Genomic DNA, 25,267 nt, shown 5'->3' on the forward strand with positions numbered 1-25,267 from the left:
TGGCCGGGGCACCGGATCGCTCACCCTATCCGCCCTGGTCAGCTGCAAACCATGCTGGTGACAAATTCCACTCCCCTTATAGCGGGACAAAACACCCAACAAGGTTGGTTCGGGCACTGCCTTTTGGGATTGCTTTACCGGCAATCGGCGCTGTCGGCTGTGGTCCCCGTAAAGGTGGGGACGGGTGTGGGCGTGGGAGCGGTTGCGGTGGGCGTCTCCCGGGGCACGGCCGGACCGGCCGGGTCGGAGGGCGCCGGGGCGCTCGGCGAGGGCTTCGGCGGGGTCACCGTCACCGGCATGTCCCCCCGCAGCTGCTGGAACAGCAGGGCGGCGTCCGGCTCCAGCAGCTGGTCCCGGTTGGGATTGGCCACGTAGGGCCGCCGGGGCACGGTCAGGAACCTGATCTGTTCCGTCGGTATGTCCCGCACGCCCCGGACCAGTTCGTAGAGGCCGCGCAGCGAGGCCAGCTGCGGGTCCGTGGTCACCGAGGAGGTCGCCGCGTCCAGCAGCGGGTACAGCCGGCCCGGGTTCAGCAAGACCCCGTTGCTCTGGACCTTGTTGACCAGAGAGCCGAGGAACTGCTGCTGGCGGGCCATGCGTTCGGTGTCGCTGCCGTTGCCCAGGCTGTAGCGGGCGCGGACGAACCCGAGCGCCTTCTCGCCCTGGAGGTTCTGCCGGCCGGCGGGCAGCCTCAGCTTGGCCTCCGCGTCGTTCACCGGCTGCTTGAGGCAGATCTCCACCCCGCCGATCGCGTCGACCATCTTCTTGAAGCCGCCGAAGTCCACCACCATGTGGTGGTCGATCCGGATCCCCGACAGCTTCTCGACCGTGCGGATCGTGCAGGCGGCCCCGCCCCACTGGAACGCCCAGTTGAACTGGGCGAACCGCGCGGCCGTGCGGCTCCCGTCCGGCTGGAGGCAGCTCGGGATGTCCGCCATCAGGTCCCGGGGTATCGACACCGCCGTCGCGCTCTTCCGGTCCGCCGGCAGGTGCAGCAGGATCGTGGTGTCCGAGCGCTCGCCGCCCCGGTCCCGGCCGTACTTCCGGTTCTCCGCGCCGGAGCGCGAGTCGGAACCGATCAGCAGGATGTTCTGCGAGCCGTCGACGAGGTGTGTCGGGCGCTCCCGCTCGAAGCGGCGCAGCTCGGCCGCCGCCGAGGTGTCCTCGGTGATGTTCCCGTCGAGCTTCTGGTAGACCCACCAGGCGGCGCCCGCCCCCACGAGGACCAGCAGCACCATCGCGAGGGCGAGCCGGCGCAGCACCCTGCGGCCGCGGTCGCGGGGAGGCTTCGAGGAGCCCCCGGCCGCGCCCGCGCCGCCCGGTATGCCTGCGCTGTCCGTCACTCGCGTTCCGTCCCCTCGCCGCGACCGTCGGCCGTACGGGTGGGTACGGGCCTCTCGCCGATCGTGCCCCCGGGAAGCCGGGGCGGCCCGGGGGCAGGCCCCTGGATAGGGCCATGTGGGTGACAAATCGCGCGTTTCCGCAGCCCAAGGAGGTGCGGGCGGGCGCCCCGCTACGCGGTGTGCGTGACGCGCTCGCTCTCGATCCGCTGCGCCAGCCCGTCCGCCGACAGCTGCTCCTGGTGGCGGACCAGCACCACCGAGCCGCCCGTCGCCAGCGCGGCGAACAGCCCGGCCGAAAGACCGTCCCAGGTGTCGTAGCCGAGCCCGGACAGCACGCGCGAGCCCTCGCCGAGGCCCCGCTTCGCCGCGTCCTCGCGGGCCCGCTCGACGATCCGGGCGTACGAGAGCTCCTCGCCGCCGACCAGCAGCCCCGGGCCGTCCGCGTCGACCGGGACGAAGGGGGCGAACCGGTCGCCCTGGCCCGGCACCTCCACCGCGTAGTCCGCGAACCCGGACGGCGGCTGCGGGAACCGCCCGCCCAGCGGGCGCAGCGCGAGCGCGACCCGCTCCCCGGAGCAGGCCGCGGCCTCCTCCAGGGTGTCGGGTCCGCTGACGACGAGATCGGCGTCGGCCGGATCCCCGCCCACCTCGGCGACGACCCCGACCGAGGCGCAGGCGAGCAGCCACACGGCGCTCTGCCAGTGCGCGGGCAGCAGCAGCGCGAGCCGGTCGCCGGGTCCGGCGCCCAGGTCGCCCTGGAGCAGGTTGGCGGTCTTGGCCACCCAATTGGCGAAGGTGGCGACGGACAATTCGACGCGCTCGCCCGTGGCGTCGTCGTAGAAGGTGACGAGGGGGCGGCCCGGATCGGCGGCGAGCGCGGATCGCAGCAGGTCGGCAGGGGTGCGGTCAGTGGCGTTCACCCGGCCCAGGTTACGCGGGCCGCTCCCCCGTCCGGCGGGCACGCGCTCCCCCGTACGGGGGAGGGGTATCGGGTCTCGAAGCGGACGGGCCGTCAGTTCTCGGATGGCGCGCCCCGGCCCGGGTGTTCAGCATCCTTGTCATGCGTGGATTCCTTGCTTCCTCGATCGGCGTCGCGACGGCTGCCGCACTGGCCCTGCCGCTCGCGCTCTCTTCTCCGGCCCGGGCGATCCCGTCCCTGAGCGCGGTCGCCCCCGTGGCCCCCGCCGGGTCCACCCAGTCGCTGCCGCTGGTCCCGCTGGGGCCGTCGGCGGACCGGAGCCCCGGCGTCCCCGGCATGAGCGCCTCGCCCCGCCTGCCCGAGACGCGGGGCCTGACCGCGCGCGAGGTCAAGTCGTTCTCGCTCGTCGGCGTCGTCTGGGACGACGCGAGCACCGAGCTGTTCGGCCGCGTCCAGGTCCGTACCCGCGCCAAGCGGACGGCCGTGTGGTCCGACTGGCAGGACGTCGAGACCCACAACAGCGAGCACGCCGCCGACCCCGACTCCGCGGAACGCGGCACCGGCAGGGTCCGCGGCAGCACCGCCCCGCTGTGGGTGGGGGAGTCCGACGGCGTCGAGGTGCGCGTCCAGGCGGAGCCGGGCGCCGCCCGCTCGGCGGCCCGGCTCCCGCAGGGCATGCGGATCGAGCTCGTCGACCCGGGCGAGAGCGCGCCGGCGGCGGCCGACGGCAAGAACAGCGGCCCGGCCGACGACCCCGCGGACGGCGACAAGGGGAAGCCGGCGGCCGCCCCGGGGATGACCATGGAGACGGCCGAGGCCTCCGCGGCCAACCTCCCGCACGCCACGCTCGGCGCGGACGAGATCCCCGAGCTCGACAAGGCCGACTCCACGGCCGACGCGGTCTTCGCCGCCGACGGCACCCTCGCGGCGGCGGCCGCCCCGTACGTCGGACCGCGGCCGCGGATCGTGACGCGGAAGGGCTGGGGCGCGGACGAGTCCCTGCGCGAGAAGGGCTTCGTCTACACGAAGACGGTCAAGGCGGCGTTCGTCCACCACACGGCCTCCGGCAACAACTACGCCTGCAAGGACGCCCCGGCGGTGCTCCGCAGCCTCTACCGGTACCACGTGCTCAGCAGCGGCTGGCGGGACATCGGCTACAACTTCGCGGTCGACAAGTGCGGCACCGTGTACGAGGGCCGGGCGGGCGGCGTCACCAGGCCGGTGCTCGGCGCGCACACCATGGGCTTCAACACGGACAGCATGGGCATCGCCGTGATCGGCTCCCACACGGCGACGCCCCCGCCGGCGGCGGCGGTGACGGCGATCGCCCGCCTGACCGCCTGGAAGCTCGGCCTGTTCGGCGTGGACCCGCGCGCGAAGACCACCCTGAAGTCGGGCGGCGCGAACCGCTTCCCGAAGGGCGCCAAGGTGCGGCTGAACGTCATCTCGGGCCACCGCGACGGCTTCGCCACCGAATGCCCCGGCAAGCGGCTCTACGACAAGCTCCCCCCGACCCGGACCTCCTCGGCGAAGCTCCAGGGCCGCCCGTAGCCTCCGGCGGCCACCCCTCCCGCTCCGCGAGCCGCCCCCGGGGCCCCCGGCCCCCGGCTGCTGGGTGAGCCGTCGGTCCCGCACCCGGCCGCAGCGGCGGGGCCCGGGGCGGGGCCACGGTGGTTCCACGCGCCGCGCGGCTACGCTCGAAGGCATGGCAGGCCGTTTCGATCCCCTCACGCGCACCGCTTCCCGCGGCGGCCGCGTCGATGTGCCCGCCCCCGGGCGCGGCCCCGGGCAGGGCGGGGGGAAGCAGCGGGTGTGGGTGTCCGACGGGCCCCTGGACCTCGGGCTCACGCTCGGGCCGCTGCGGCGCGGCCCCGGGGACCCGACCTTCCGGGTCGCGCCCGACGGGGCGGTGTGGAAGACCGCCCGGACCCCCGCCGGCCCCGCCACCCTCCGCATCACCGGCACCGGCACCGGCAGCGGCAGCGGCACCGGCACCGGCGGGGCCACCGCAACCGCCTGGGGCCCCGGCGCCGACTGGGCCCTCGACACCCTCCCCGCCCTCCTCGGAGCCGACGACGACCCCTCGGCCTTCACCGCCCGCCACCGCCTCGTGCACGCCAGCCACCGCCGCCGCCCCGGCCTGCGCCTGACCCGCACCGGACTGGTCCTGGAGTCCCTGATCCCGACCGTCCTGGAGCAGAAGGTCACCTCCGACGAGGCCTACCGCGCCTGGCGTCGCCTCGTACGGCAGTACGGCGAGCCCGCCCCCGGCGCCGGCGTCCCCGAGGGCCTCTACGTCATGCCCTGCGCCCGCACCTGGGCGCTGATCCCCTCCTGGGACTGGCACAAGGCCGGCGTCGACGCCAAACGCTCCGCGACCATCGTCCGAGCCGCCCGCGTCGCCGCCCGCCTCGAAGAGGCCGCCGCCATGGACCTGCCCGCGGCGGCGCACCGCCTGGAGGCCGTTCCCGGCATCGGCCCCTGGACCTCCGCCGAAACCCTCCAGCGCAGCAACGGCGCCGCCGACGCCCTCACCACCGGCGACCTGCACCTGCCCGGCATCGTCGGCTACGCCCTCGCCGGGGACCGCGACGCGGACGACGCGGCCATGCTGGAGCTCCTCGCCCCGTACGCCGGCCAGCGCCACCGCGCCGCGCGCCTCATCCTGCTCGCCGGCCACACCCCGCCCCGCCGCGCGCCCCGCATGTACCGGAGCGACATCGGCAGGATCTGACGGGGGCGGCGGGCGTCACCGCACCTCGATGAACGCCTCCGCGGACCGCGCCGGCCGCTCCCGGGGCTCCCCGGAGGCGTGACCCACGGCCACCGCGCCCATCGGGTCCCAGCCGTCGGGGAGGTCCAGCACCTTGCGCACGACGTCCCGGCAGAACATCGTCGAGGACACCCACGCCGACCCCAGCCGCTCCCCGGCCAGCGCGACCAGGAAGTTCTGCACGCCGGCGCCCATCGCGACGACGAACATCTCCCGCTCGGCGTTGTCCCGCCGGGCGTGCCCGTAGTCGTGCGAGCCGTCCGTCACCATGCACGGCACGACCAGGTACGGGGCCTCGCGCAGGAAGTCCCCGCGCCGCACCCGCTTCGCGATCGACTCGGCGGACTTGCCGTCCCGCCGCAGGTCCTCGACCCACGCGTCCCGCATCGCGTCCAGCAGCTCCAGCCGCGCCGCGGCCGACTCCAGCAGCACGAACCGCCACGGCGTCGTGTGGTGCGGCGCCGGAGCCGTCACCGCCGCCGCGACCGCCCGCCGGACCGCGCCCGGGTCCACCGGCTCGGCCGTGAAGGCCCGTACGGTACGGCGCTGCGTCACGGCTTCCCGTACCGCCTCCGAGGTGCCCAGCCGGAACATGTCGTCGCCGGGCGCGCGCACCAGCTCCGCCGCCGTCCGGCCCTCGCCCATCACGTGGGCCAGACCGCGCACGACCGCCACCGGCAGCCCGGCCGCCTTGCCCTTGACCAGGTCTCCGGCGGCCGCCAGCTCGTCGGCCGTCGCCACGACCGTCGCGCTCAGCGGATTGCCGTGGGCGTCGGTGCCGCCGCGCAGGTCCTCCAGGACCCGTACGCCCGCCGCGCCGATCGCCACGTCCGTCAGCCCGGTGCGCCAGGGCCGCCCGAAGGTGTCCGTCACCACCACGCCGACGTCCACGGAGAGCGCCTCCCGCAGCCCCGCGCGGATCGCGGCGGCCGAGGCGTCCGGGTCCTCGGGCAGCAGCAGCACCGTGCCGGGCTCGGTGTTGGAGGCGTCCACCCCGGCCGCGGCCATCACCAGCCCCTGCCGGTTCTCGACGATCCGCAGGGGACCCCGGCGCGCGACCACCCGTACCGTCTCGGCGTCTATGGCGTCCTCGCGCGAGTCCGCGCGCACGATCCGCCCCTCCGCCTTCGAGACGATCTTCGAGGTGACCAGCAGGACGTCCCCGTCCCGCAGACCGGGCGCGGCGGCCGCGATCAGCGCCGCCAGGTCGTCACCGGGCCGGACCTCCGGGATCCCGGAGACGGCGCGCACCTCGTACGAGGGAACGTCCCCGGCGGCGCTCACCGCGAGGCCTCGGCCAGCTCCAGGGCCGCCCGGGCCATCTCGGTGGTGGCCGCGAGGTCGGTCATCATCAGCGGCACCGCGCGGCAGGTGATCCCGGCGGCCTCGACCTCCGCGACGGCGTCCGCGTCGGATGCGTCCACCAGCCAGCCGTCGAGCAGTCCGGTCCCGTAGTGCAGGGCGACGGCCGCGGCGGTGGTCTCCACGCCGACGGCGGCGAGCACCTTGTCCGCCATCCCGCGCACCGGCGCGCCCCCGACGATGGGGGACAGGCCGATCACGGGCGCCCCGGCGGAGGCCACGGCCTCGCGGATGCCGGGCACGGCCAGGATCGTCCCGACCGAGACGACCGGGTTGGAGGGCGGGAAGAGGATGACGTCGGCGGCCGCGATGGCCTCCAGCACGCCGGGCGCGGGCTTGGACTGTTCGGCGCCCACGGGGACGATGGCCTCGGCGTCCACCGAGGCGCGCAGCCTGACCCAGTACTCCTGGAAGTGGACGACCCGGCGCTCGCCGGAGTCGGCGTCGGTGATCGCGACGTGCGTCTCGACCCGGTCGTCGGACATGGGCAGCAGCCGGACACCGGGCTGCCAGCGGTCGCAGAGCGCCTCGGTGACGGCGCTGAGCGGGTAGCCGGCGCCGAGCATCTGCGTACGGACGATGTGGGTGGCGAAGTCGCGGTCGCCGAGGCCGAACCAGGTGGGTCCGACCCCGTACGCCGCGAGTTCCTCCTTGACGGTGAAGGACTCGTCGGTGCGGCCCCATCCCTGGTCCTCGTTGATGCCACCGCCGAGGGTGTACATCACCGTGTCCAGATCGGGGCACACCTTCAGCCCGAACAGGTGAATGTCGTCACCGGTGTTGCCGATGACCGTGATGTCCGCGTCGGGGACGGCGGCCTTGAGGCCGCGGAGGAAACGGGCGCCGCCGATGCCGCCTGCCAGAACAACAATGCGCATGCACGGCAGTCTGTCAGGCCCGGTCAGACGGGGAGCGACTCGGGCCGGGCCGGGGAGCAGTGGTGCATCGGCATCTCGGTGAGGCCGGGGAAGTAGACGTGCAGGCTGACGGCCCCGTCGAGGCTGTCGTTGACGACGTCGTGGGCGTAGCCGGGGGCGAAGACGCGCTGCGCGCCGGCGGCGAGGGTGCGGGGGCCGCGGCGGCCGTGCTCGGTGAGCTCGCCCTCCAGGACGGTCATGACGCCGGAGGAGGCGCCGTGGTCGTGCGGGCCGCTGCCCTGGCCGGGGACCCAGCTGAGCAGCCAGACCTCGTAGCCGGGGCCGGTGCGCAGGCGGTGGTACCAGCGGGTGGTGGCGTCGTATTCGACGAGGTGCTCCCAGCTCGCGCGGTCCTCGGCGATGGAGCGGGAGAGGCCGGCGAACTCGGCGACGGTGGCCGGGTGCTCGCGGGCGGGCTGGAGGAGGTGCTGGACGGAGAGGATGTCGCCGGCGATCTGGAGGTCGCTCTCGACGGTGAAGGGGGTGGTGTCGCTGTTCATCGTGGGGGAGTCCTCGACGGATGTCAGTGGTGCTGGTGGTCGCTGCGGGGAGTGGCCGGAGCTCGACGGAGCCGGAGCTCCGGAGACATCAACAGCCGCGACAGCAACAGCGAACCTGGGCAGCGCACAGGAACCCACGAATGGGGGTCCGGGTGGTGGCTGCGGTCGCTGACATGAGGACAAGGAGAACGGGCGCGGGGTCGGACTGTCAACCCAATGTCCGTTTTGGGGTAAAAGTTTCACCTCATCCGGTTACCGTGCCCGGAGAAAGGTTTGTGCAGTGCGACTCGGGGGATGTGCGCTCCGAACAGCGCTGCGCACCCGCTTGCGCGGTGTTCAAACCTCTCCATGTCAGCTCGTGACCTGAATGTGATCTGCGCCGCAAGATCGGCCGGATCGGAACCCCCCTCCCGGAGGGGTGCGTCGACTAGGGGCGTGGGCGGGCGGCGGGGAGGCCATGCCTTCTGTCACGATTTTTGGCGATATGAACACTTTCTGCATACGCTTGGTTCCGCAGAGTGAATAAGGGGCCCAATAGCAGATCTCGGCTTGACTGCGCCGGAGCCCCACACTTGTAATTTCACTCGTGTCGTTACATATCCATCGGTAACGGCAACACGCACGGGGACGCACAGACAGAGCGAGGGGCGCACATGACCGAGCTGTTTCAGGAACTGCTGGTCGAGGAAGCGGACGAGGAGCTCGGATGGCAGGAGCGTGCCCTCTGCGCCCAGACCGACCCCGAGTCGTTCTTTCCCGAGAAGGGCGGCTCGACCCGCGAGGCCAAGAAGGTCTGCCTCGCCTGTGAAGTCCGCTCCGAATGCCTTGAGTACGCCCTGGCCAACGACGAACGCTTCGGCATCTGGGGCGGACTGTCCGAACGCGAACGCCGGCGCCTGAAAAAGGCCGCGGTCTGAGACACCCCCGGCGCCTCCCGGCCGGCGCCGACGGCGCGGCACGCCACACATCGAGATATCGCGCAGAGCAAACGGTCCGCCTCCCGCACCTTCCCCGCAGGAGGCGGACCGTCGTGTTCCCAGCCGTTAGTGTGGGGCGCTGTCCAGCAGCCTCCGGGGGCACACCACCCCCGGACCCTCCTCCCGACGCGTCCGGGAGGACCCCCAGGCCGGAGGGCCAGTAGAGCGATGTCCCTGCACAGCCAGTCGGCGGCCTCCCCCCAGGCTGCCGCCACACCCGAGTTCCCACGGCACGTCGTCACCGCGGTCCTCGTCGCCCACGACGGCGCCCGCTGGCTGCCCCGGACCCTCGCCGGCCTCCTCGGCCAGGAACGCCCCGCGCAGAACCTCATCGCCGCCGACACCGGCAGCGCCGACGAATCCGCGCGGCTGCTCGGCGAGGCCCTCGGCGACGACCGCGTCCTCCACCTCGCCCGCCGCGCCGGATTCGGCACCGCGGTCGAGGAAGCCGTCCGGGCCGCCGGCACCCTCACCGCCGAGGACCTCCCGTACCTCAAGCGCCCCAGCGGCTGGGACCCCGTCAGCCGGACCTGGCAGGACGACGCCTACGACCTCCCCGAACTCCCCCACGGCGAACCCGTCCAGTGGCTCTGGCTGCTCCACGACGACAGCGCCCCCGAGCCCGACGCCCTCACCGAACTCCTGCGCGTCGCCGACGAGAACCCCGACGCCGCCGTCATCGGCCCCAAACTGCGCGGCTGGTACGACAAGAAGCAGCTCCTCGAAGCGGGCGTCACCATCGCCCGCAGCGGCCGCCGCTGGACCGGCCTCGACCGCCGCGAACAGGACCAGGGCCAGCACGACCAGGTCCGCCCCGTCCTCTCCGTCTCCACCGCCGGCATGCTCGTGCGCCGCGACGTGTACGAGGCCCTCGGCGGCTTCGACCGCCGACTGCCCCTCATGCGCGACGACATCGACCTGTGCTGGCGCGCCCAGAGCGCCGGCCACACCGTCCTCGTCGCCCCCGACGCCGTCCTGCGCCACGCCGAGGCCGCCGCCCGCGAACGCCGCACCGTCGACTGCGCCGGCCGCGGCGCCACCAGCCCGCACCGCGTCGACAAGGCCGGCGCCGTCTACACGATCCTGGCCAACAGCTCCGGCGCCGCCCTCCCGTACGTCCTGCTGCGCCTCCTCGTCGGCACCGTGCTCCGCACCCTCGCCTACCTCATCGGCAAGGCCCCCGGCCAGGCCGTCGACGAGTTCGCCGGCCTCCTCGCCACCCTGCTGCGCCCCGGCCGGATCCTCGGCGCCCGCCGCGCCCGCGGCCGCGCCGCCGTCCCCGCCAAGGAACTGCGCCCGCTCTTCCCGCCGCCCGGCGCCACCCTGCGCGCCAACGCCGAACAGCTCGCCGGGTACTTCGGCGGCGACCGCGACACCGAGACCGCCACCGCCGGCCGGCACGGCGGAGCCATCGAGTCCGGCCCCGGCGGCGACGACGCCGACTACCTGGAGATCGAGCAGTTCGCGCGCCTCAAGCGGATCGCCCGCAACCCCGCGCCCGTCCTGTTCGCCGTCCTCCTCCTCGTCTCCCTCGCCGCCTGCCGCGGCCTGCTCTTCGGCGGCGCCCTCATGGGCGGCGCCCTGCTGCCCGCCCCCGACAGTGGACTCGACCTCTGGCGCGGCTACACCGGCGACTGGCAGACCGTCGCCGCGGGCACCACCGCCGGAGCGCCCCCGTACCTCGCCGTCCTCGGCGCCTTCTCCGTCCTGCTGTTCGGCTCCACCCAGTACGCGCTGACCCTGCTGCTCGTGTGCTCCGTGCCGCTCGCCGGACTCACCGCCTACTTCGCCTCCCGGCCGCTCGTCGTGTCCCGGCTGCTGCGCGCCTGGGCCGCCATCGCCTACGCCTTCCTCCCCGCCGTCACCGGCGCCCTCGCCGGAGGCCGCCTCGGCACCGCCGTCCTCGCGATCCTGCTCCCGCTCATCGCCCGCTCGGCGGTCGCCGCCTTCGGCTTCGGCGGCACCGACGGGGGCGCCGACAAGCGCGGAACCTGGCGAGCGGTGTGGACGTACACCCTGCTGCTGACCTTGGCCACCGCCTTCACCCCCGTCGTGTGGCCGCTCGCCGCCGTCCTCGGCGGCGCCGCCCTGGTGGTGCGCCGGGCCGGCTGGAAGACGTACGCGCCCCGGCTCCTGGCCACCCTCGCCGTACCGCTCCTCGTCCTCGCGCCCTGGTCCCTCGGCCTGCTCACGCACCCCGGCCGCTTCCTGCGCGAGGCCGGACTGCCCTTCGGAGCCGGCTCCGCCACCGCCCTGGACCTCCTCGGCATCAGCCCCGGCGGACCCCGCACCGCCGGCGGCCTGCTGCTGATCGGCGTCGTCCTCGCCGCCCTGGCCGCCCTGCTGCGCGCCGAGCGGCAGTTCGCCGTCCGCACCGCCTGGGCCACCGCCCTGGCCGCGCTGCTGCTCGCCGTCCTCGTCAACCGCACCGGCTGGGCCGGCCCCGCCACCCTCGTCTACGGGCTCGCCCTGCTGGCCGCCGCCCTCCTCGGCGCGGACGGCGCCAAGCACCGGGTCGCCGCGAGCAGCTTCGGCTGGCGCCAGCCGCTCGCCGCGCTCATCGGCCTCGCCGCCGCCGTCGGCCCGGTCCTCGGCGCGGCCGGCTGGATGGTCAGCGGCGCCTCCGGACCCCTGGAGCGGCGCGACCCCGTACAGGTCCCGGCGTTCGTCGCCGACGAGAGCGGCGACCGCAACCAGAACCGCACCCTCATCCTCGGCGGCGACTCGCCCGCCACCGTCTCCTACACCCTGGTCCGCGGCTCCGGCGTCCGCCTCGGCGACGCCGAACTCGCCACCGAGGCGGGCAGCGAGGCACGCCTCGACAAGGCCGTCTCCGGCCTGGTCTCCGGCTCCGGAGCCGACCAGTCCGACCAGCTCGGCGGCTTCGCCATCCGCTACGTCATGATCCGCGCCGGAGCCCAGGAGCAGGTCCGCCGCACCCTCGACGCCACCCCGGGCCTGACCCGGCGCCACCAGCCCGACGGCACCGCCCTGTGGGCCGTCGACCCGCCGCTGCCCCGGGCCGTGATCCTCTCCGGCAAGGACGGCCAGGCCCCGATCCCGGTCGCCTCCGGGCCCGTCGAGGCTCACACCAAGATCGAGGCGGGCGAGCAGGGCCGGGTGCTGCGCATCGCGGACCGCGCCGACGCCGGGTGGCGGGCCACCCTCGACGGCAAGCCGCTCAAGGCGAAGACGGTGGACGGCTGGGCGCAGGGCTTCGAGCTGCCCGCCGCCGCCGGCCGCCTCGACCTCGTCCACGAGGACGCCTTCACCCGGACCGCCTGGCACTGGGCGCAGGGCGTCCTCGCGCTGGTGCTGCTCGTGATGGCCCTGCCCGGCCGCCGGGCCCGGCTCGACGACGACCTGCCGGACGAGGAGGCCGCCATCCCGGCCCAGCCCGGCCCGGGCGAGGCCGGCGAGGGCCGCCGCGCCCGCCGGCTGCGCGCCGAGGCACAGGCCCCGGCCGCGCCGACGCCCGTGGAAGCGGCCGCGGCCGCCGATCCGTACGCCCGGATCCCGGCGCAGCAGGCGTACGGGGAGGACGCGTACGCCTACCAGGGCTACGGCTACGAGCAGCCGGCCCAGTCCCAGCCCCAGCCCCAGCAGTACGAGTACGGCGGCCAGGACGGCTACGGCCAGTACCCGTACGACCCGGGCCAGGACCACGGCCAGGCCCAGCCGCAGGCGGGGCAGCAGCAGTACCCGTACCCGTACGAGCAGTACGGGACGTACGAGAACTACGAGCACCACGACGACACCTACGGGCAGCAGCACGAACAGCAGCAGCACCAGCAGCAGCGTCCGGACGGGAGCCCCCAGCAGTGAAGCAGCGCGCACCCCTCACGCTGGCGGCCGTCACCGCGGCGCTCGCCGCCGTCACCGGCATCGCCTCCCTCACCGCCCCCGCCGCCCCGGCGGCCGACGGCAAGAAGACGGCCGCGGCCCGGATGCCGGTGGAGCGCTCCACGCTGGTCTGCCCGGCGCCCAGCTCCTCCGACATCGCCGACACCGCGTACACCTCGTACACCCCGGGCGCCGCCCCGGGCGCCAAGGCCGAGGCCAAGGGCACCGGCAAGGGCGCCGCCCGGCTGACCGGCGCCACCAAGGAGGCCAAGGCCGTCCTGGAGCCCAAGGAGCCCGGCAAGCCCGTCGGAGCCACCTCCTCCGGCTCCGAGGCGCCCGCCCTGACGGGCACCGCCGAGGGCGCCCTCGCCCCCGGCTGGACGGTCCAGCAGACCACCAAGGTCGCGGTCGGCCGGGCGCGCGGAGTCCTCGGTACCGCCTGCGGCGTGCCCGGCACCGACTTCTGGTTCCCCGCGGTCGGCACCAGCAAGGGCCGCGAGGACTACGTCCACCTCACCAACCCGGACGACACGGCGGCCGAGGTCGACGTGAAGCTGTTCGGCCCCGAGGGCCCGGTCAAGGCCGAGCCCGGCCGCGACCGGATCACCATCGCCCCGAAGTCCAGCCAGCGGCTGCTGCTGTCCACGCTCGCGCCGGACACCCAGCTCGCGGACGTCACGGCGCACGTGACGACCCGTTCGGGCCGGATCGGCGCCTCGGTGCAGGTCGCCGAGGACGGCGTCGGCACCGACTGGCTGGCCCCCTCCACCGATCCGGCGGGCTCGCTGGTGCTCCCCGGCATCCCGTCGGACGCCACCTCCGTACGGCTGGTCGCGTTCGCGCCGGGCGAGGAGGACGCCGACCTGTCGATCCGGCTGGCCGGCCCGGGCGGCTCGCTCAGTCCGGCGGGCAGCGAGGCCCTGCACCTCAAGGCCGGGATGACGGCGAGCGTGGACCTCAAGGACGTCACCCGGGGCGAGGCGGGCTCGCTGCTGCTGGCCCCGACGGACGCGAAGAAGGCCGTCCCGGTCGTCGCCGCGCTGCGGGTGGTCCGCGGCAGCGGCGCCAAGCAGGAGCTGGGCTTCATCCCGGCGAGCGGCCCGGTCGGGGCGCGGGCGACCGTCGCCGACAACCGGACCGGCGAGAACGCGACGGTGCTGTACGTGACGGCGCCGGGCAAGGCCGACGCGAAGGTCCGGGTGACGGCCTCGCCGGGCACCGAGGGCGGCGAACCGGAGTCCAAGGAGATCCAGGTCAAGGCGGGCACCACCCTCGCGGTGTCACCGCCCCCGGCGCCCTCGGGCGGCAAGGGCTCCTACGCCCTGACGCTCGAAACGCTCTCCGGCGGCCCGGTCCACGCCTCCCGGACCCTGACCCTCCCGCACGAGGGCGTCCCGATGTTCACCGTCCAGCCCTTCACGGACGACCGCTCCACCGTCCTGGTCCCCAAGGCCGTCCAGGACCTCTCCGTCCCGACCGAGTAGCCCCCGGCCCGGCCGTCGGCCCGGCCGCCGGCCCCGGCCCGGCCCGGCCCGTTCGCCGGTCCGGGCCGCCGTCAGTCCTGCCCGTACCTCGGATCCACGGTCTCCGGCGACAGCCCCAGCAGCTCCGCCACCTGCTCCACCACGATCTCGTGCACGAGCAGCGCCTTCTCGTCCCGCGTCTTCGTCCGGATGTCCACCGGTCGCCGGAACACCACGATCCGGGCCGGCCGGCCGTCGGCGGCCTCGACCAGCCCGCCCAGCGGCACCGCCTCGTCGTTCCAGCCGCCGTCCGGCCCGCCCGGCGGCCCCGGCACGTCCGCGACCACGAACTCGACCTCCGCCAGCTGCGGCCAGCGCCGCTCCAGCCGCTCCACGGAATCCCGTACGAGGTCCCCGAACAGCTCGGCCCGGCTCGCCGACAGCGGCACCTGCGGCGGCGCCACCGGCCCCCGCATCCCGCGCCCGTGGCGGTCCCGCCGCCGCGTCCTCGGCTGGGTGCCGGCGCCGGGGACGGGTCCGGCGGGTCCGGCGGTTCCGGCAGGTCCGTCAGGTCCGGTTCCGGGGCCGGGAGATCCGGCGGATCCGGCAGGTCCAGCGGGTCCCGAGGGGCTCGAAAAAGGCAGAGGGCTGTCCGTCACTCCCGCAGCGTAGCCCTCCGACCCGGGACATTCCGGCCATGGATCCCTCGCTTTCCGGCCCCCCTGGCCGAGTTGGCACCACGACACGGGCGAGTGACCGGGGGGTGAGTCGTCGCGGCCCGGTCAAGAGTGCGGTACCGTCCAACGTCGTGAGCCCTGTACGTCGCTGTTCGCGCACCGCGTGCGGCCGCCCTGCCGTCGCAACACTGACGTACGTCTACGCCGATTCGACCGCAGTTCTCGGCCCGCTCGCCACCTACGCCGAACCCCACTGCTACGACCTGTGCGCCGAGCACTCCGAGCGCCTGACCGCCCCGCGCGGCTGGGACGTCGTACGCCTGTCCGACGGTTCCGCGCCGTCCAGGCCCAGCGGCGACGACCTCGAAGCCCTGGCGAACGCCGTCCGCGAGGCGGCGCGCCCGCACGACCGCGCCGCCGAAGCCGGCGGCAGCGGCCCGAATGGCCCGAACAACGCCACCGGCAACGGCCCCGCCACCGGCCAGGCCCGCCGCGGTCACCTGCGCGTCCTTCGTTCCCCGGATTCCTGACGCCCGTTCATTCGAATGACGCCGCCCCCCGCACGGTAGGTTTGCTCCAGCGCACATGACCTCAGGAGGGCAGGCAGTGGCCGCAGATCTTTCGAACATCGTCAAGGCATACGACGTACGCGGCGTCGTACCGGATGAGTGGGACGAGTCCCTGGCAGAGCTGTTCGGCGCTGCGTTCGTCGAGGTCACCGGAGCCACGGCCATCGTCGTCGGCCACGACATGCGGCCCTCCTCGCCCGGCCTGTCCGGCGCCTTCGCGCGCGGCGCCGCCGCCCGCGGCGTGGACGTCACCCTCATCGGGCTGTGCTCCACGGACCAGCTGTACTACGCCTCCGGATCGAAGAACCTGCCCGGGGCGATGTTCACGGCCTCCCACAACCCGGCCCGGTACAACGGCATCAAGATGTGCCGCGCCGGCGCCGCGCCCGTGGGCCAGGACACCGGCCTCGCCGCCATCCGCGAACTCGTCGAGAAGTGGACCGACGAGGGCGCCCCGGCGGCGCCCGAGGGCACCACCCCCGGCACCGTCACCGAGGAGGACTCCCTCCCCGGGTACGCCGACCACCTCAAGGGCCTCGTCGACCTGACCGGCATCCGCCCGCTCAAGGTCGTCGTCGACGCCGGCAACGGCATGGGCGGCCACACCGTCCCCACCGTCTTCGCGGGCCTGCCGCTCGACCTCGTACCCATGTACTTCGAGCTCGACGGCACCTTCCCGAACCACGAGGCCAACCCCCTCGACCCGAAGAACATCGTCGACCTCCAGGCCCGCGTGCGCGCCGAGGGCGCCGACCTCGGCCTCGCCTTCGACGGCGACGCCGACCGCTGCTTCGTCGTCGACGAGCGCGGCGAGGGCGTCTCCCCGTCCGCGATCACCGCGCTGGTCGCGGCCCGCGAGCTCGCCCGCAACGGCGGCAAGGGCACCGTGATCCACAACCTGATCACCTCCTGGTCCGTCCCGGAGGTCGTCCGCGAGAACGGCGGCACCCCCGTCCGCACCCGCGTCGGCCACTCCTTCATCAAGGAGGAGATGGCCACGTCCGGCGCCATCTTCGGCGGCGAGCACTCCGCGCACTACTACTTCAAGGACTTCTGGAACGCGGACACCGGCATGCTCGCCGCGCTCCACGTCCTCGCGGCCCTCGGCGGCCAGGAGGGCCCGCTCTCCGAGCTGGTCTCCTCCTACGACCGCTACGCCGGCTCCGGCGAGATCAACTCGACCGTCGCCGACCAGGCCGGCCGCCTCGCCGCCGTGAAGGCCGCGTACGGGGACCGGGAGGGCATCACCCTCGACGAGCTGGACGGCCTGACCGTGACCGCCGCCGACTGGTGGTTCAACCTGCGCCCCTCCAACACGGAGCCGCTGCTCCGCCTCAACGTCGAGGCCCGCGACGAGGCCACCCTGGCCGAGGTCAAGGACGAGGTCCTCGCGCTCGTCCGCGCCTGACCCCGCGCACCCCGGGCCGCGCCCCGCCCGCCGCGGCCCGGCGGTACGCTGACCTCGCCCAATCCGTATGTCTGAAGGGAAGCGCCATGCCGCTCGAAGCCGGTCTTCTGGAGATCCTCGCCTGCCCCGCCTGCCACTCGCCCCTTGAGGACAAGTCGGCCGACGAGACGGCCCCCGAGCTGATCTGCACCGGCCAGGACTGCGGCCTCGCCTACCCCGTCCGCGACGGCATCCCGGTGCTCCTCGTCGACGAGGCCCGCCGCCCCGCCTGACACCGACCACCGGTTCCGTCCACCCTGGGTCCGTCACCACCACGGCCGGAGGCCGCCATGCTCGACGAGTCGCTCCTCGACGCACCGGAGGATCTCGCCCGCGCCGACCGCCGCGGCCTGCTCCGCGGCGCCGCCGAGGCCGGAGCCAGGGTCCGTACCGCCGCCCGGCACGCGACCGAGGCCGGACTCGCCGACCTGCGCCCCGACGGCAGGCCCCGCTCCGTGCTCATCGCCGGGCCCGGGACGGCCGCGACCGGGGTCGCCGACCTGCTCGGCGCCCTCGCCGGGGCCTCCGCCCCGGTGACCCGGCTGCACCCGACCGGCGTGGCGCACGCCGCCGGGGCGCTGCGCTGGACACTGCCCGGCTGGGCCGGCCCCGTGGACCTGCTGCTCCTCGCCACCACCGACGGCACAGAGCCCGGCCTCGCCGTCCTCGTCGAGCAGGCCTACCGGCGCGGCTGCGCCGTCGTCGCCGTCGCGCCCGAACGCTCACCCCTGAGCGAGGCCGTGGAAGGCGCGCACGGGGTCCTCGTACCCATGGCCAAGGCCCCGTACCAGGAGTACGACGAGTCCGCCGCGGCCGGCCCCGGCGCCCTGTGGGCGCTGCTGACGCCGCTGCTGGTGCTCCTCGACAAAGTCGGGCTGATCAGCGCCGCCCCCGAGACCCTCCAGCGCGTCGCCGACCGGCTCGACCGCACCGCCGAGCGCTGCGGCCCCGCCATCGCCACGTACTCCAACCCGGCCAAGACCCTCGCCGCCGAGCTCGCCGACTCCCTCCCGCTCATCTGGAGCGAGGGCGCCGGAGCGGGCCCCGCCGGCCGCCGGTTCGCCGCCACCCTCGCCGAGCTCGCCGGCCGCCCCGCGCTGGCCGCCGAACTTCCCGAGGCGCTCCCCGCCCACGGGGTCCTCCTCGCCGGCGCGTTCGCCGCGGGCGCCGACCCCGACGACTTCTTCCGCGACCGGGTGGAAGAGCCCCAGGCCCTCCGGGCCCGCATCGTCCTGCTGCGCGACCGGCCGACCGGCGGCCTCACCGCCGCACCGGCCGCGCGCGAACTCGCCCTCAGCCACGACACGGCGATCAGCGAACTCGAACCGGAGGAGGGCGCCGAGCTGGAACAGCTCGCGGAGCTCCTCGCCGTCACGGATTTCGCTACCGCTTACCTGGCGTTGGCCTCCAGAGGACACGGTTAGGGCCTGTTCGGGCACGCCCGTGCGCCCGGCCCTTCTTCCAGGAAGATGACGATGGACCGCCTGACGAACACGATCCGCCCCTACGCCTGGGGTTCCACCACCGCCATCCCGGCCCTCCTCGGGGTCGAGCCCAGCGGTGAACCCCAGGCCGAGATGTGGATGGGCGCCCATCCCGGAGCCCCCTCCCGCCTCGACCGCGGAGCCGGCGAGACCACCCTGCCCGCCGTCATCGCCGCCGACCCCGAGCGCGAACTCGGCGCGGCGGCCGTCGCCAAGTTCGGCCCCCGGCTGCCCTTCCTCCTCAAGCTCCTCGCCGCCGGCGCCCCGCTCTCCCTCCAGGTCCACCCCGACCTCGCCCAGGCGCGCGCCGGCTTCGCCGACGAAGAGGCGCGCGGCGTCCCCGTGGACGCCGGTCACCGCAACTACAAGGACCCCAACCACAAGCCCGAGCTGATCTGCGCGCTCACCCCCTTCAGCGGGCTGTGCGGATTCCGCCGGCCCCTGGAGGCCGCGGCCCTCCTCGACGGCCTCGGCGTCGACTCCCTCAAGCCGTACGTGGACCTGCTGCACGCCCACCCCGAGGAGGCGGCGCTGCGGGAGATGCTCACCGCCGTCCTGGGCGGCGACCGCGCGGAGATGGCCCGTACGGTCCACGAGGCCGGGGACGCCGCCGTACGGCTCGGCGGCCCGTACGAGCCGTACGCCTCGCTCGTCCACGAGTACCCCGGCGATCCCGGGGTGATCGCCGCCATGCTGCTCAACCACGTCGAACTCCAGCCCGGCGAGGCCATGTTCCTCGGCGCGGGCGTCCCGCACGCCTACCTCGACGGCCTCGGCGTCGAACTGCTCGCCAACTCCGACAACGTGCTGCGCGCCGGGCTCACCCCCAAGCACGTCGACGTACCGGAACTGCTGAAGGTCGTGAGGTTCGAGCCGGGCGACCCGGCCGTGCTGCGCCCCGAGGGCGATGCCGAGGAGGTCTACGAGACCCCCACGGACGAGTTCCGGCTCTCCCGGTTCGTCCTCGCGCCCGGCGGCGAGCCCCGCGTCCTGCCGTCCGGAGCCCCGCAGATCCTGCTCTGCACGGCGGGCAGCCCCCGGGCCGGTGAACTGACCCTGGCCCCCGGAGAGTCCGTCTTCGTCCCGGCGGGCGAAAAGCCCGAACTGTCCGGAGCGGGTACGGTATTCCGTGCGACGGTGGTGGTCTGAGGCGGCACTCTCGCCGGCGGCTGCAACAATGTCCGCCCGTAGCGCGGCGCTCCGGCCTGGGCCGCCGTACCGAGGGAAGGGACATCCAGACCCATGAGCGCGTCGGGCGGTACAAGGGCGATCGTGGCGGCACTCGCCGCCAACCTCGCCATCGCTGTAGCCAAGTTCGTGGCATTCATCTTCAGCGGCTCCTCGTCGATGCTCGCCGAAAGCGTCCACTCGCTGGCCGACTCCGGAAACCAGGGACTGCTGCTGCTGGGCGGGAAGAAGGCCCAGCGCGAGGCCACGCCCCAACACCCCTTCGGCTACGGGCGCGAGCGCTACATCTACGCCTTCCTCGTCTCCATCGTGCTCTTCACCGTCGGTGGCATGTTCGCCATCTACGAGGGCATCGAGAAGATCAAGGAACCGCACCCCATCGAGGCCTGGTACTGGCCGGTCGGCGTGCTCGTCTTCGCGATCGTCGCGGAGGGCTTCTCCTTCCGCACGGCGATCAAGGAGTCGAACGAGATCCGCGGCGGCCTGTCCTGGGGCCAGTTCATCAAGCGCGCCAAGGCCCCCGAGCTGCCGGTCGTCCTCCTGGAGGACTTCGGCGCCCTCGTCGGTCTGGTCCTCGCCCTCGGCGGCGTCGGCCTCGCGCTCGCCACGGGCGACGGCGTCTGGGACGGCATCGGCACCCTGTGCATCGGCGTCCTGCTGATCGTCATCGCCATCGTGCTGGCCGCCGAGACGAAGTCCCTGCTGCTCGGCGAGGCCGCCGGCACGGAGGACGTCGAGAAGATCAAGACCGCGCTCGTCGACGGTGACGTCGTCACCCGCGTGATCCACATGCGCACCCTCCACCTCGGGCCCGAGGAACTGCTGGTCGCCGCCAAGATCGCCGTCCAGCACGACGACACGGCGACCGAGGTGGCGGACGCCATCAACGCCGCCGAGGCCCGCATCCGCGCGGCGGTCCCGATCGCCCGCGTGATCTACCTGGAGCCGGACATCTACCACGCGGAGACGGACACCACCGCGAAGCCCTGACCCGGCCCGCCGAACGTACGAAGGCCCCGCAGGTGGCCCATTTCTCCCCCGACCCACTGGGGCCGGCACCGCCGATCGGTGTAGATTCGTAAGCAGTGTCAGGCGTCGCTGCTGATGGCGGTCGGGCGGTCCTCGTGACCGGCCGAGGGGAGAGAGGGCCCCCGACGGACTGTGCTCGGTGCGCCGCCCTGCCCAGGCACGGCCGGTGCGCGGACCAGCCGTACCCACCCTCTCGAACCATGAGGAGCAGCACCCATGGACTTCAAGGTCGCAGACCTTTCCCTTGCCGCTTTCGGCCGCAAGGAGATCACCCTCGCCGAGCACGAGATGCCGGGTCTGATGTCGATCCGCCGGGAGTACGCGGCCGCCCAGCCGCTGGCCGGCGCCCGCATCACCGGCTCCCTGCACATGACCGTGCAGACCGCCGTCCTGATCGAGACCCTCGTCGCCCTCGGCGCCGACGTCCGCTGGGCCTCCTGCAACATCTTCTCCACCCAGGACCACGCGGCCGCCGCCATCGCCGTCGGCCCGACCGGTACCCCCGAGGCCCCGGCCGGCGTCCCCGTCTTCGCCTGGAAGGGCGAGACGCTGGAGGAGTACTGGTGGTGCACGGAGCAGGCGCTGACCTGGCCGAACACCCCCACCGGCGGCCCGAACATGATCCTCGACGACGGTGGCGACGCCACCCTCCTCGTCCACAAGGGCGTCGAGTTCGAGAAGGCCGGCGCCGCTCCGGACCCCTCGACGGCGGACTCCGAGGAGTACGCGCACATCCTCACGCTCCTCAACCGCACCCTCGGTGAGGCCCCGCAGAAGTGGACGCAGCTCGCGTCCGAGATCCGCGGCGTGACCGAGGAGACCACCACCGGTGTGCACCGCCTCTACGAGATGATGTCCGAGGGCACCCTGCTGTTCCCGGCGATCAACGTGAACGACGCGGTGACGAAGTCGAAGTTCGACAACAAGTACGGCTGCCGTCACTCGCTGATCGACGGCATCAACCGTGCGACCGATGTTCTGATCGGTGGCAAGGTGGCGGTCGTGTTCGGTTACGGCGATGTCGGCAAGGGCTGTGCGGAGTCGCTGCGCGGTCAGGGTGCCCGGGTCATCGTGACGGAGATCGACCCGATCTGTGCGCTCCAGGCGGCGATGGACGGGTATCAGGTCGCGACGCTGGACGATGTGGTGGAGACGGCGGACATCTTCATCACGACGACCGGTAACAAGGACATCATCATGGCCGCGGACATGGCCAAGATGAAGCACCAGGCGATCGTGGGCAACATCGGTCACTTCGACAACGAGATCGACATGGCGGGTCTGGCCAAGGTCGAGGGCATCGTGAAGGACGAGGTCAAGCCGCAGGTCCACACGTGGAAGTTCCCCGACGGCAAGGTGCTGATCGTGCTGTCGGAGGGTCGTCTGCTGAACCTGGGCAATGCGACCGGTCACCCGTCGTTCGTGATGTCGAACTCGTTCGCGGACCAGACGCTGGCGCAGATCGAGCTGTTCACGAAGCCGGCGGAGTACCCGACCGATGTTTACGTGCTGCCCAAGCACCTCGACGAGAAGGTCGCGCGTCTCCACCTGGACGCCCTCGGCGTCAAGCTCACCACCCTCCGCCCGGAGCAGGCCTCCTACATCGGCGTCAAGGTCGAGGGCCCGTACAAGCCGGACCACTACCGCTACTGATCCCCACGCGGCAGCAGCGACAGCACGTCACGCAGGCCCCCGGCGCACGATGCCGGGGGCCTGCCCCGTACCCAGGCAAGGACCCACACGATGCCCCGCGGCCGCTACTCGCTCCACGACCCGCACGACCACACCCCGCTCGGCGAGGAACACTTCCACTGCGCCCCCGGCCCCTCCGGCTGGCGCTACGTCGCCCAGCTCACCGGCCCCGACGGCGACCACCGCGGCTCCCTCGACCTGGCCATCGACGAACTCGGCCGCCCCATCCGCCTGGAAGCCAACGCATCGAGCTGGCAGGTCCGCGGCGCCGCCATCGACGGCGTCACCTGGGTCCGTACCGACCCGACCGGCGCCGAGGCCACCGAAGGCAACGTCCGGGCCCCCGGCTTCACCGGGACCTCCCCGGCCTTCCTCATCGCCACCGCCCGGCTGCTGCGCCTCACTCCCGGCGCCCCCGCCACCCGCGTCCGGCTCGTCGCCCTCACCGACCCGGTCCTCGCCCCCCGCACGGTCGACCAGGCCTGGGCCCTGCTGGGGCGCGAGGAGCACCCCACGGACAGCGGCCCGCTCCTGGTGGACGAATACCGGATCAGCGCCCTCGACACCGGCGAGGTCCACACCGTCCACATCGCGGGGGACGTGGTGCTCTCCGCCCCCGGCATCGAGCTCGAACACCTGGAGACCCCGCCCTCCGCGTTCGAGGACGCGTGACTCAGGAGGGCGGCGCGAACCCGCTCCCGCCCGCAGGCCGTACGGGCGCCGCCTCCGGCGACGGAGCGACGGGCGCGGCGGCCTCGACGGGCGCGGCGTACGGCACCGGCGCCTGCACCTGCGCCGGATAGGGGAGGGCAGCGGCAACCCCCTGCTGCTGATGCTCCTGCCACGGGGGGCGGCCGAACGCCCGGGCGGCGTCCCGGGACTGCCGCTCGTGCACCACCGCCATCAGATACGCGGCCGCCGGCACCCCCGCCGGCGGCGGCGCGCCCGTACGGAGCACCAGCTCGTCCGCCAGCTTCGCCGCCATCGAGGCGCCGATCGCCGGATCCAGCTGGTTCATCCGCGTCAGGTACTGGCGCACCGCCAGCCACAGCCCGTCCGGCACCGCCGACAGATCCAGCCCCGCGAACCGGCCCGCCAGCCACGGCGGCGGCGCAGGCACCGGCATCACCCGCGCCCCCGGCACCCGCTCCCGTATCACCAGCGTCCCCGCGAACACGTCCCCGAGCCGCCGCCCCCGCTCCGACACCAGCGAGGCGATGCACGCCACCGACCCGAAGGTCGCCAGCAGCTCCACCACCCCCATCGCCCCGCGCACCAGCGCGTGCCGGAACCGGATCGGCCCGCCGTCCTCCCGCACCACCCGCAGCCCGCACGCCAGCTTGCCCAGCGACTTCCCGTGGCTCAGCGTCTCCACCGCGATCGGCACCCCGACCAGCACCAGGACGAAGCTGGCGACGGTCACCGCCGCGGCCGCCGCCTCGTCCAGCGAGGCCGTCGCGACGAGCAGCCCGACCGAGATCAGTAGATACCCGGTCAGGTACACGAACAGATCGAGCGCGAACGCCAGCGCGCGGCTCGGCACCCTCGCCGGTCTCAGCCCCAGGACGACCGCGTCCCCCGTCACCAGATCGCTCACAGCTGCGCACCTTTCGCGTGGCCTGCCCCGCCCCTTGAGACGTCCAGTCTGCCAAGCTGACCACGGCACGCGCAGGCAGCGCAGGGACCTGGGGCAGGGGAGCGGCAACCAGCATGGATCTCGACGTCTTCGTCACGGCCCACCGGGCGGAATGGGACCGCCTGGAGCAGCTCCTGGGCCGCGGCCGCCGCCTGACCGGTGACGAGGCCGACGAACTCGTCTCGCTCTACCAGCGCGCCTCCACCCACCTCTCCCTGATCCAGTCGAGCGCCCCGGACCCGATGCTCACGGGCCGTCTGACCCAGCTCGTCGCCCGGGCCCGCGCCACCGTGACCGGCGCCCGCCGGGCCGGCTGGCGCGACGCGGCCCGCTTCTTCACCGCCGGGTTCCCCGCCGCCGTCTACCGCAGCCGGCGCTGGTGGATACCGACGGCGCTGCTCTCGGTGGCGGTCGGCGTCCTGATCGGCTGGTGGATCGCCACCCACCCCGAGGTGCAGTCGGCCATCGCGGCTCCCCAGGAGCTGAAGCAGCTGACGAAGCCCGGCGGCGAGTACGAGACGTACTACTCCAGCCACCCCGCGGCCTCCTTCGCGGCCAAGGTCTGGACGAACAACGCCCAGGCGGCGGCGATGTGCCTGGTGCTGGGCGCGTTCCTCGGGCTGCCGGTGCTCTGGATCCTGTTCCTGAACATGGCCAACCTCGGCGTCGGCATCGGCCTGATGGCCTCGGCCGGCCGCCTCGACGTCTTCCTCGGCCTGATCCTCCCGCACGGCCTGCTCGAACTGACGGCGGTCTTCGTCGCGGCCGGTACGGGCCTGCGGCTGGGCTGGACCGTCATCGACCCGGGCCCCCGCACCCGCCGCGCCGCCCTCGCCGAACAGGGCCGCGCCGCCCTCGGCATGGCGATCGGCCTCGCGGCGGTCCTCTTCGTCTCGGGCCTGATCGAAGGCTTCGTCACCCCCTCCGGCCTGCCCACCTGGGCGCGCATCACGATCGGCGTCGCCGCCGAGGCCGCGTTCCTCACCTACGTCTACGTCCTGGGCGGCCGCGCCTCCCGGGCGGGCGAGGTGGGCGACGTGGAAGCCGCAGACCAGACGGCGACCCTGCCGACCGCAGCCTGATGTGCGTACGGGCCTGCGGAGCTGCTAGTCTCCTCATCTGTCCCGCAAAGACCGTTGACACGGCCGGTGCGGGGAGGTAGATTCGAACGGTTGCCTCGAACTGGACAAGTTCGGCAGCGATGGTTTAACATCTCTCTCGCCCCCAGGAATTTGAATTCCCAGTGGGCACAGCCGTCTCTTCTTAATTCGGAAGTCGGACACCGGGAAATCCGGTGGAAAACTTCTGATAGAGTCGGAATCGCCGGAAAGGGAAAGCGCGAAAGCGAATCACCTGGAAAGCGAGCGGGACTGACTCTGATAGAGTCGGAAGCGCAAGAACGAAGAACGAAAGCCCGGAGGAAAGCCCGAGAGGGTGAGTACAAAGGA

The 25,267-nt window shown here is 73.6% G+C and carries 21 protein-coding genes; 14 read left to right on the plus strand and 7 right to left on the minus strand.

Features of this window, described 5'->3' with window-relative positions; translation table 11 throughout:
* Window positions 1–134: 134 nt before the first annotated feature.
* Window positions 135–1,343, minus strand: a complete 1,209-nt coding sequence (locus tag IE248_RS30050) for an LCP family protein (protein ID WP_100583046.1) — start codon at window positions 1,341–1,343, stop codon at window positions 135–137.
* A gap of 170 nt (window positions 1,344–1,513) precedes the next feature.
* A complete protein-coding gene (locus IE248_RS30055) occupies window positions 1,514–2,263 on the minus strand; it encodes a TIGR03089 family protein (protein ID WP_073798121.1) in 750 nt (249 codons plus the stop codon).
* Window positions 2,264–2,403: 140 nt separating this feature from the next.
* On the opposite strand from IE248_RS30055, the gene IE248_RS30060 reads away from it, so the two are divergent.
* Window positions 2,404–3,813, plus strand: a complete 1,410-nt coding sequence (locus IE248_RS30060; protein ID WP_073798120.1) for a peptidoglycan recognition protein family protein — start codon at window positions 2,404–2,406, stop codon at window positions 3,811–3,813.
* A 154-nt stretch (window positions 3,814–3,967) separates the two neighbouring features.
* Window positions 3,968–4,996 carry a DNA-3-methyladenine glycosylase family protein gene (locus tag IE248_RS30065; RefSeq protein ID WP_190032215.1) on the plus strand — a complete coding sequence of 343 codons (1,029 nt, stop codon included), beginning with the start codon at window positions 3,968–3,970 and terminating at the stop codon, window positions 4,994–4,996.
* A 15-nt stretch (window positions 4,997–5,011) separates the two neighbouring features.
* Here IE248_RS30065 and IE248_RS30070 read toward each other — a convergent pair whose 3' ends face one another.
* From IE248_RS30070 to IE248_RS30080, 3 genes are read right to left on the minus strand one after another with little or no spacing between them, the layout of a single operon-like run.
* On the minus strand, window positions 5,012–6,319 hold the full coding sequence (locus tag IE248_RS30070; protein WP_190032216.1) for a coenzyme F420-0:L-glutamate ligase: 1,308 nt from the start codon (window positions 6,317–6,319) through the stop codon (window positions 5,012–5,014).
* A complete protein-coding gene (gene cofD, locus IE248_RS30075; RefSeq protein WP_073798117.1) occupies window positions 6,316–7,275 on the minus strand; it encodes a 2-phospho-L-lactate transferase in 960 nt (319 codons plus the stop codon). Before cofD ends, IE248_RS30070 begins: the two co-directional genes overlap by 4 nt.
* Window positions 7,276–7,298: 23 nt before the next feature.
* Window positions 7,299–7,814 (minus strand): cysteine dioxygenase, encoded by a 516-nt coding sequence (locus tag IE248_RS30080; RefSeq protein WP_037797722.1) that lies wholly within the window; start codon window positions 7,812–7,814, stop codon window positions 7,299–7,301.
* Between the two features lie 653 nt (window positions 7,815–8,467).
* Between IE248_RS30080 and IE248_RS30085 the strand changes: the two genes are divergently transcribed.
* The 3 genes from IE248_RS30085 to IE248_RS30095 all read left to right on the plus strand — a co-directional run bounded on the left by IE248_RS30085 (window position 8,468) and on the right by IE248_RS30095 (window position 14,118).
* Window positions 8,468–8,731, plus strand: coding sequence for a WhiB family transcriptional regulator (locus IE248_RS30085; protein ID WP_003983763.1), 264 nt, complete (start codon window positions 8,468–8,470; stop codon window positions 8,729–8,731).
* 228 nt (window positions 8,732–8,959) lie between these two features.
* A complete protein-coding gene (locus IE248_RS30090; RefSeq protein ID WP_190032217.1) occupies window positions 8,960–12,616 on the plus strand; it encodes a glycosyltransferase family 2 protein in 3,657 nt (1,218 codons plus the stop codon).
* On the plus strand, window positions 12,613–14,118 hold the full coding sequence (locus IE248_RS30095; RefSeq protein WP_190032218.1) for a DUF5719 family protein: 1,506 nt from the start codon (window positions 12,613–12,615) through the stop codon (window positions 14,116–14,118). Before IE248_RS30090 ends, IE248_RS30095 begins: the two co-directional genes overlap by 4 nt.
* A gap of 71 nt (window positions 14,119–14,189) precedes the next feature.
* Here the strand turns inward: IE248_RS30095 and IE248_RS30100 are convergent, their stop codons facing one another.
* On the minus strand, window positions 14,190–14,573 hold the full coding sequence (locus IE248_RS30100; protein ID WP_037797717.1) for a metallopeptidase family protein: 384 nt from the start codon (window positions 14,571–14,573) through the stop codon (window positions 14,190–14,192).
* 287 nt (window positions 14,574–14,860) lie between these two features.
* Here IE248_RS30100 and IE248_RS30105 point away from each other — a divergent pair, with 287 nt between their 5' ends.
* The 8 genes from IE248_RS30105 (at window position 14,861) to IE248_RS30140 (ending at window position 22,855) form a co-directional block, all read left to right on the plus strand.
* On the plus strand, window positions 14,861–15,304 hold the full coding sequence (locus tag IE248_RS30105) for a DUF3499 domain-containing protein (protein ID WP_190032219.1): 444 nt from the start codon (window positions 14,861–14,863) through the stop codon (window positions 15,302–15,304).
* A gap of 76 nt (window positions 15,305–15,380) precedes the next feature.
* On the plus strand, window positions 15,381–16,751 hold the full coding sequence (locus IE248_RS30110; protein ID WP_037797713.1) for a phosphomannomutase/phosphoglucomutase: 1,371 nt from the start codon (window positions 15,381–15,383) through the stop codon (window positions 16,749–16,751).
* Between the two features lie 86 nt (window positions 16,752–16,837).
* Window positions 16,838–17,023, plus strand: a complete 186-nt coding sequence (locus tag IE248_RS30115; protein ID WP_037797711.1) for a Trm112 family protein — start codon at window positions 16,838–16,840, stop codon at window positions 17,021–17,023.
* Between the two features lie 57 nt (window positions 17,024–17,080).
* On the plus strand, window positions 17,081–18,214 hold the full coding sequence (locus IE248_RS30120; RefSeq protein ID WP_073798113.1) for an SIS domain-containing protein: 1,134 nt from the start codon (window positions 17,081–17,083) through the stop codon (window positions 18,212–18,214).
* A gap of 51 nt (window positions 18,215–18,265) precedes the next feature.
* Entirely contained in the window at window positions 18,266–19,423 is a 1,158-nt protein-coding gene (gene manA, locus IE248_RS30125) for a mannose-6-phosphate isomerase, class I (protein WP_190032220.1), read from the plus strand.
* Window positions 19,424–19,516: 93 nt separating this feature from the next.
* Window positions 19,517–20,452, plus strand: a complete 936-nt coding sequence (locus IE248_RS30130) for a cation diffusion facilitator family transporter (protein WP_037797705.1) — start codon at window positions 19,517–19,519, stop codon at window positions 20,450–20,452.
* A gap of 255 nt (window positions 20,453–20,707) precedes the next feature.
* Entirely contained in the window at window positions 20,708–22,144 is a 1,437-nt protein-coding gene (ahcY, locus tag IE248_RS30135) for an adenosylhomocysteinase (RefSeq protein ID WP_037797703.1), read from the plus strand.
* A gap of 90 nt (window positions 22,145–22,234) precedes the next feature.
* Window positions 22,235–22,855, plus strand: coding sequence for a hypothetical protein (locus IE248_RS30140; RefSeq protein WP_073798111.1), 621 nt, complete (start codon window positions 22,235–22,237; stop codon window positions 22,853–22,855).
* A 1-nt stretch (window position 22,856) separates the two neighbouring features.
* Here the strand turns inward: IE248_RS30140 and IE248_RS30145 are convergent, their stop codons facing one another.
* Complete coding sequence (locus IE248_RS30145; RefSeq protein ID WP_190032221.1) at window positions 22,857–23,780, minus strand: RDD family protein; 924 nt, start codon at window positions 23,778–23,780, stop codon at window positions 22,857–22,859.
* Window positions 23,781–23,893: 113 nt separating this feature from the next.
* On the opposite strand from IE248_RS30145, the gene IE248_RS30150 reads away from it, so the two are divergent.
* The gene (locus IE248_RS30150; RefSeq protein ID WP_073798109.1) at window positions 23,894–24,901 is read left to right on the plus strand and encodes a stage II sporulation protein M; all 1,008 of its coding nucleotides are present in this window, start codon (window positions 23,894–23,896) and stop codon (window positions 24,899–24,901) included.
* Window positions 24,902–25,267 lie beyond the last annotated feature (366 nt).

It is taken from the genome of Streptomyces goshikiensis, from assembly GCF_014650555.1.
Classification (GTDB): domain Bacteria; phylum Actinomycetota; class Actinomycetes; order Streptomycetales; family Streptomycetaceae; genus Streptomyces; species Streptomyces goshikiensis.

Bases quoted from the DNA above. Each gene is read 5' to 3' on its own strand.
- cofD (WP_073798117.1), bottom strand. From the start codon at position 7,275: ATGCGCATTGTTGTTCTGGCAGGCGGCATCGGCGGCGCCCGTTTCCTC.
- IE248_RS30060 (WP_073798120.1), top strand. From the start codon at position 2,404: ATGCGTGGATTCCTTGCTTCCTCGATCGGCGTCGCGACGGCTGCCGCA.
- IE248_RS30100 (WP_037797717.1), bottom strand. From the start codon at position 14,573: ATGCGGGGGCCGGTGGCGCCGCCGCAGGTGCCGCTGTCGGCGAGCCGG.
- IE248_RS30115 (WP_037797711.1), top strand. From the start codon at position 16,838: ATGCCGCTCGAAGCCGGTCTTCTGGAGATCCTCGCCTGCCCCGCCTGC.
- IE248_RS30130 (WP_037797705.1), top strand. From the start codon at position 19,517: ATGAGCGCGTCGGGCGGTACAAGGGCGATCGTGGCGGCACTCGCCGCC.
- IE248_RS30065 (WP_190032215.1), top strand. From the start codon at position 3,968: ATGGCAGGCCGTTTCGATCCCCTCACGCGCACCGCTTCCCGCGGCGGC.
- IE248_RS30120 (WP_073798113.1), top strand. From the start codon at position 17,081: ATGCTCGACGAGTCGCTCCTCGACGCACCGGAGGATCTCGCCCGCGCC.
- IE248_RS30150 (WP_073798109.1), top strand. From the start codon at position 23,894: ATGGATCTCGACGTCTTCGTCACGGCCCACCGGGCGGAATGGGACCGC.
- IE248_RS30080 (WP_037797722.1), bottom strand. From the start codon at position 7,814: ATGAACAGCGACACCACCCCCTTCACCGTCGAGAGCGACCTCCAGATC.
- IE248_RS30140 (WP_073798111.1), top strand. From the start codon at position 22,235: ATGCCCCGCGGCCGCTACTCGCTCCACGACCCGCACGACCACACCCCG.
- IE248_RS30085 (WP_003983763.1), top strand. From the start codon at position 8,468: ATGACCGAGCTGTTTCAGGAACTGCTGGTCGAGGAAGCGGACGAGGAG.
- ahcY (WP_037797703.1), top strand. From the start codon at position 20,708: ATGGACTTCAAGGTCGCAGACCTTTCCCTTGCCGCTTTCGGCCGCAAG.
- IE248_RS30090 (WP_190032217.1), top strand. From the start codon at position 8,960: ATGTCCCTGCACAGCCAGTCGGCGGCCTCCCCCCAGGCTGCCGCCACA.
- manA (WP_190032220.1), top strand. From the start codon at position 18,266: ATGGACCGCCTGACGAACACGATCCGCCCCTACGCCTGGGGTTCCACC.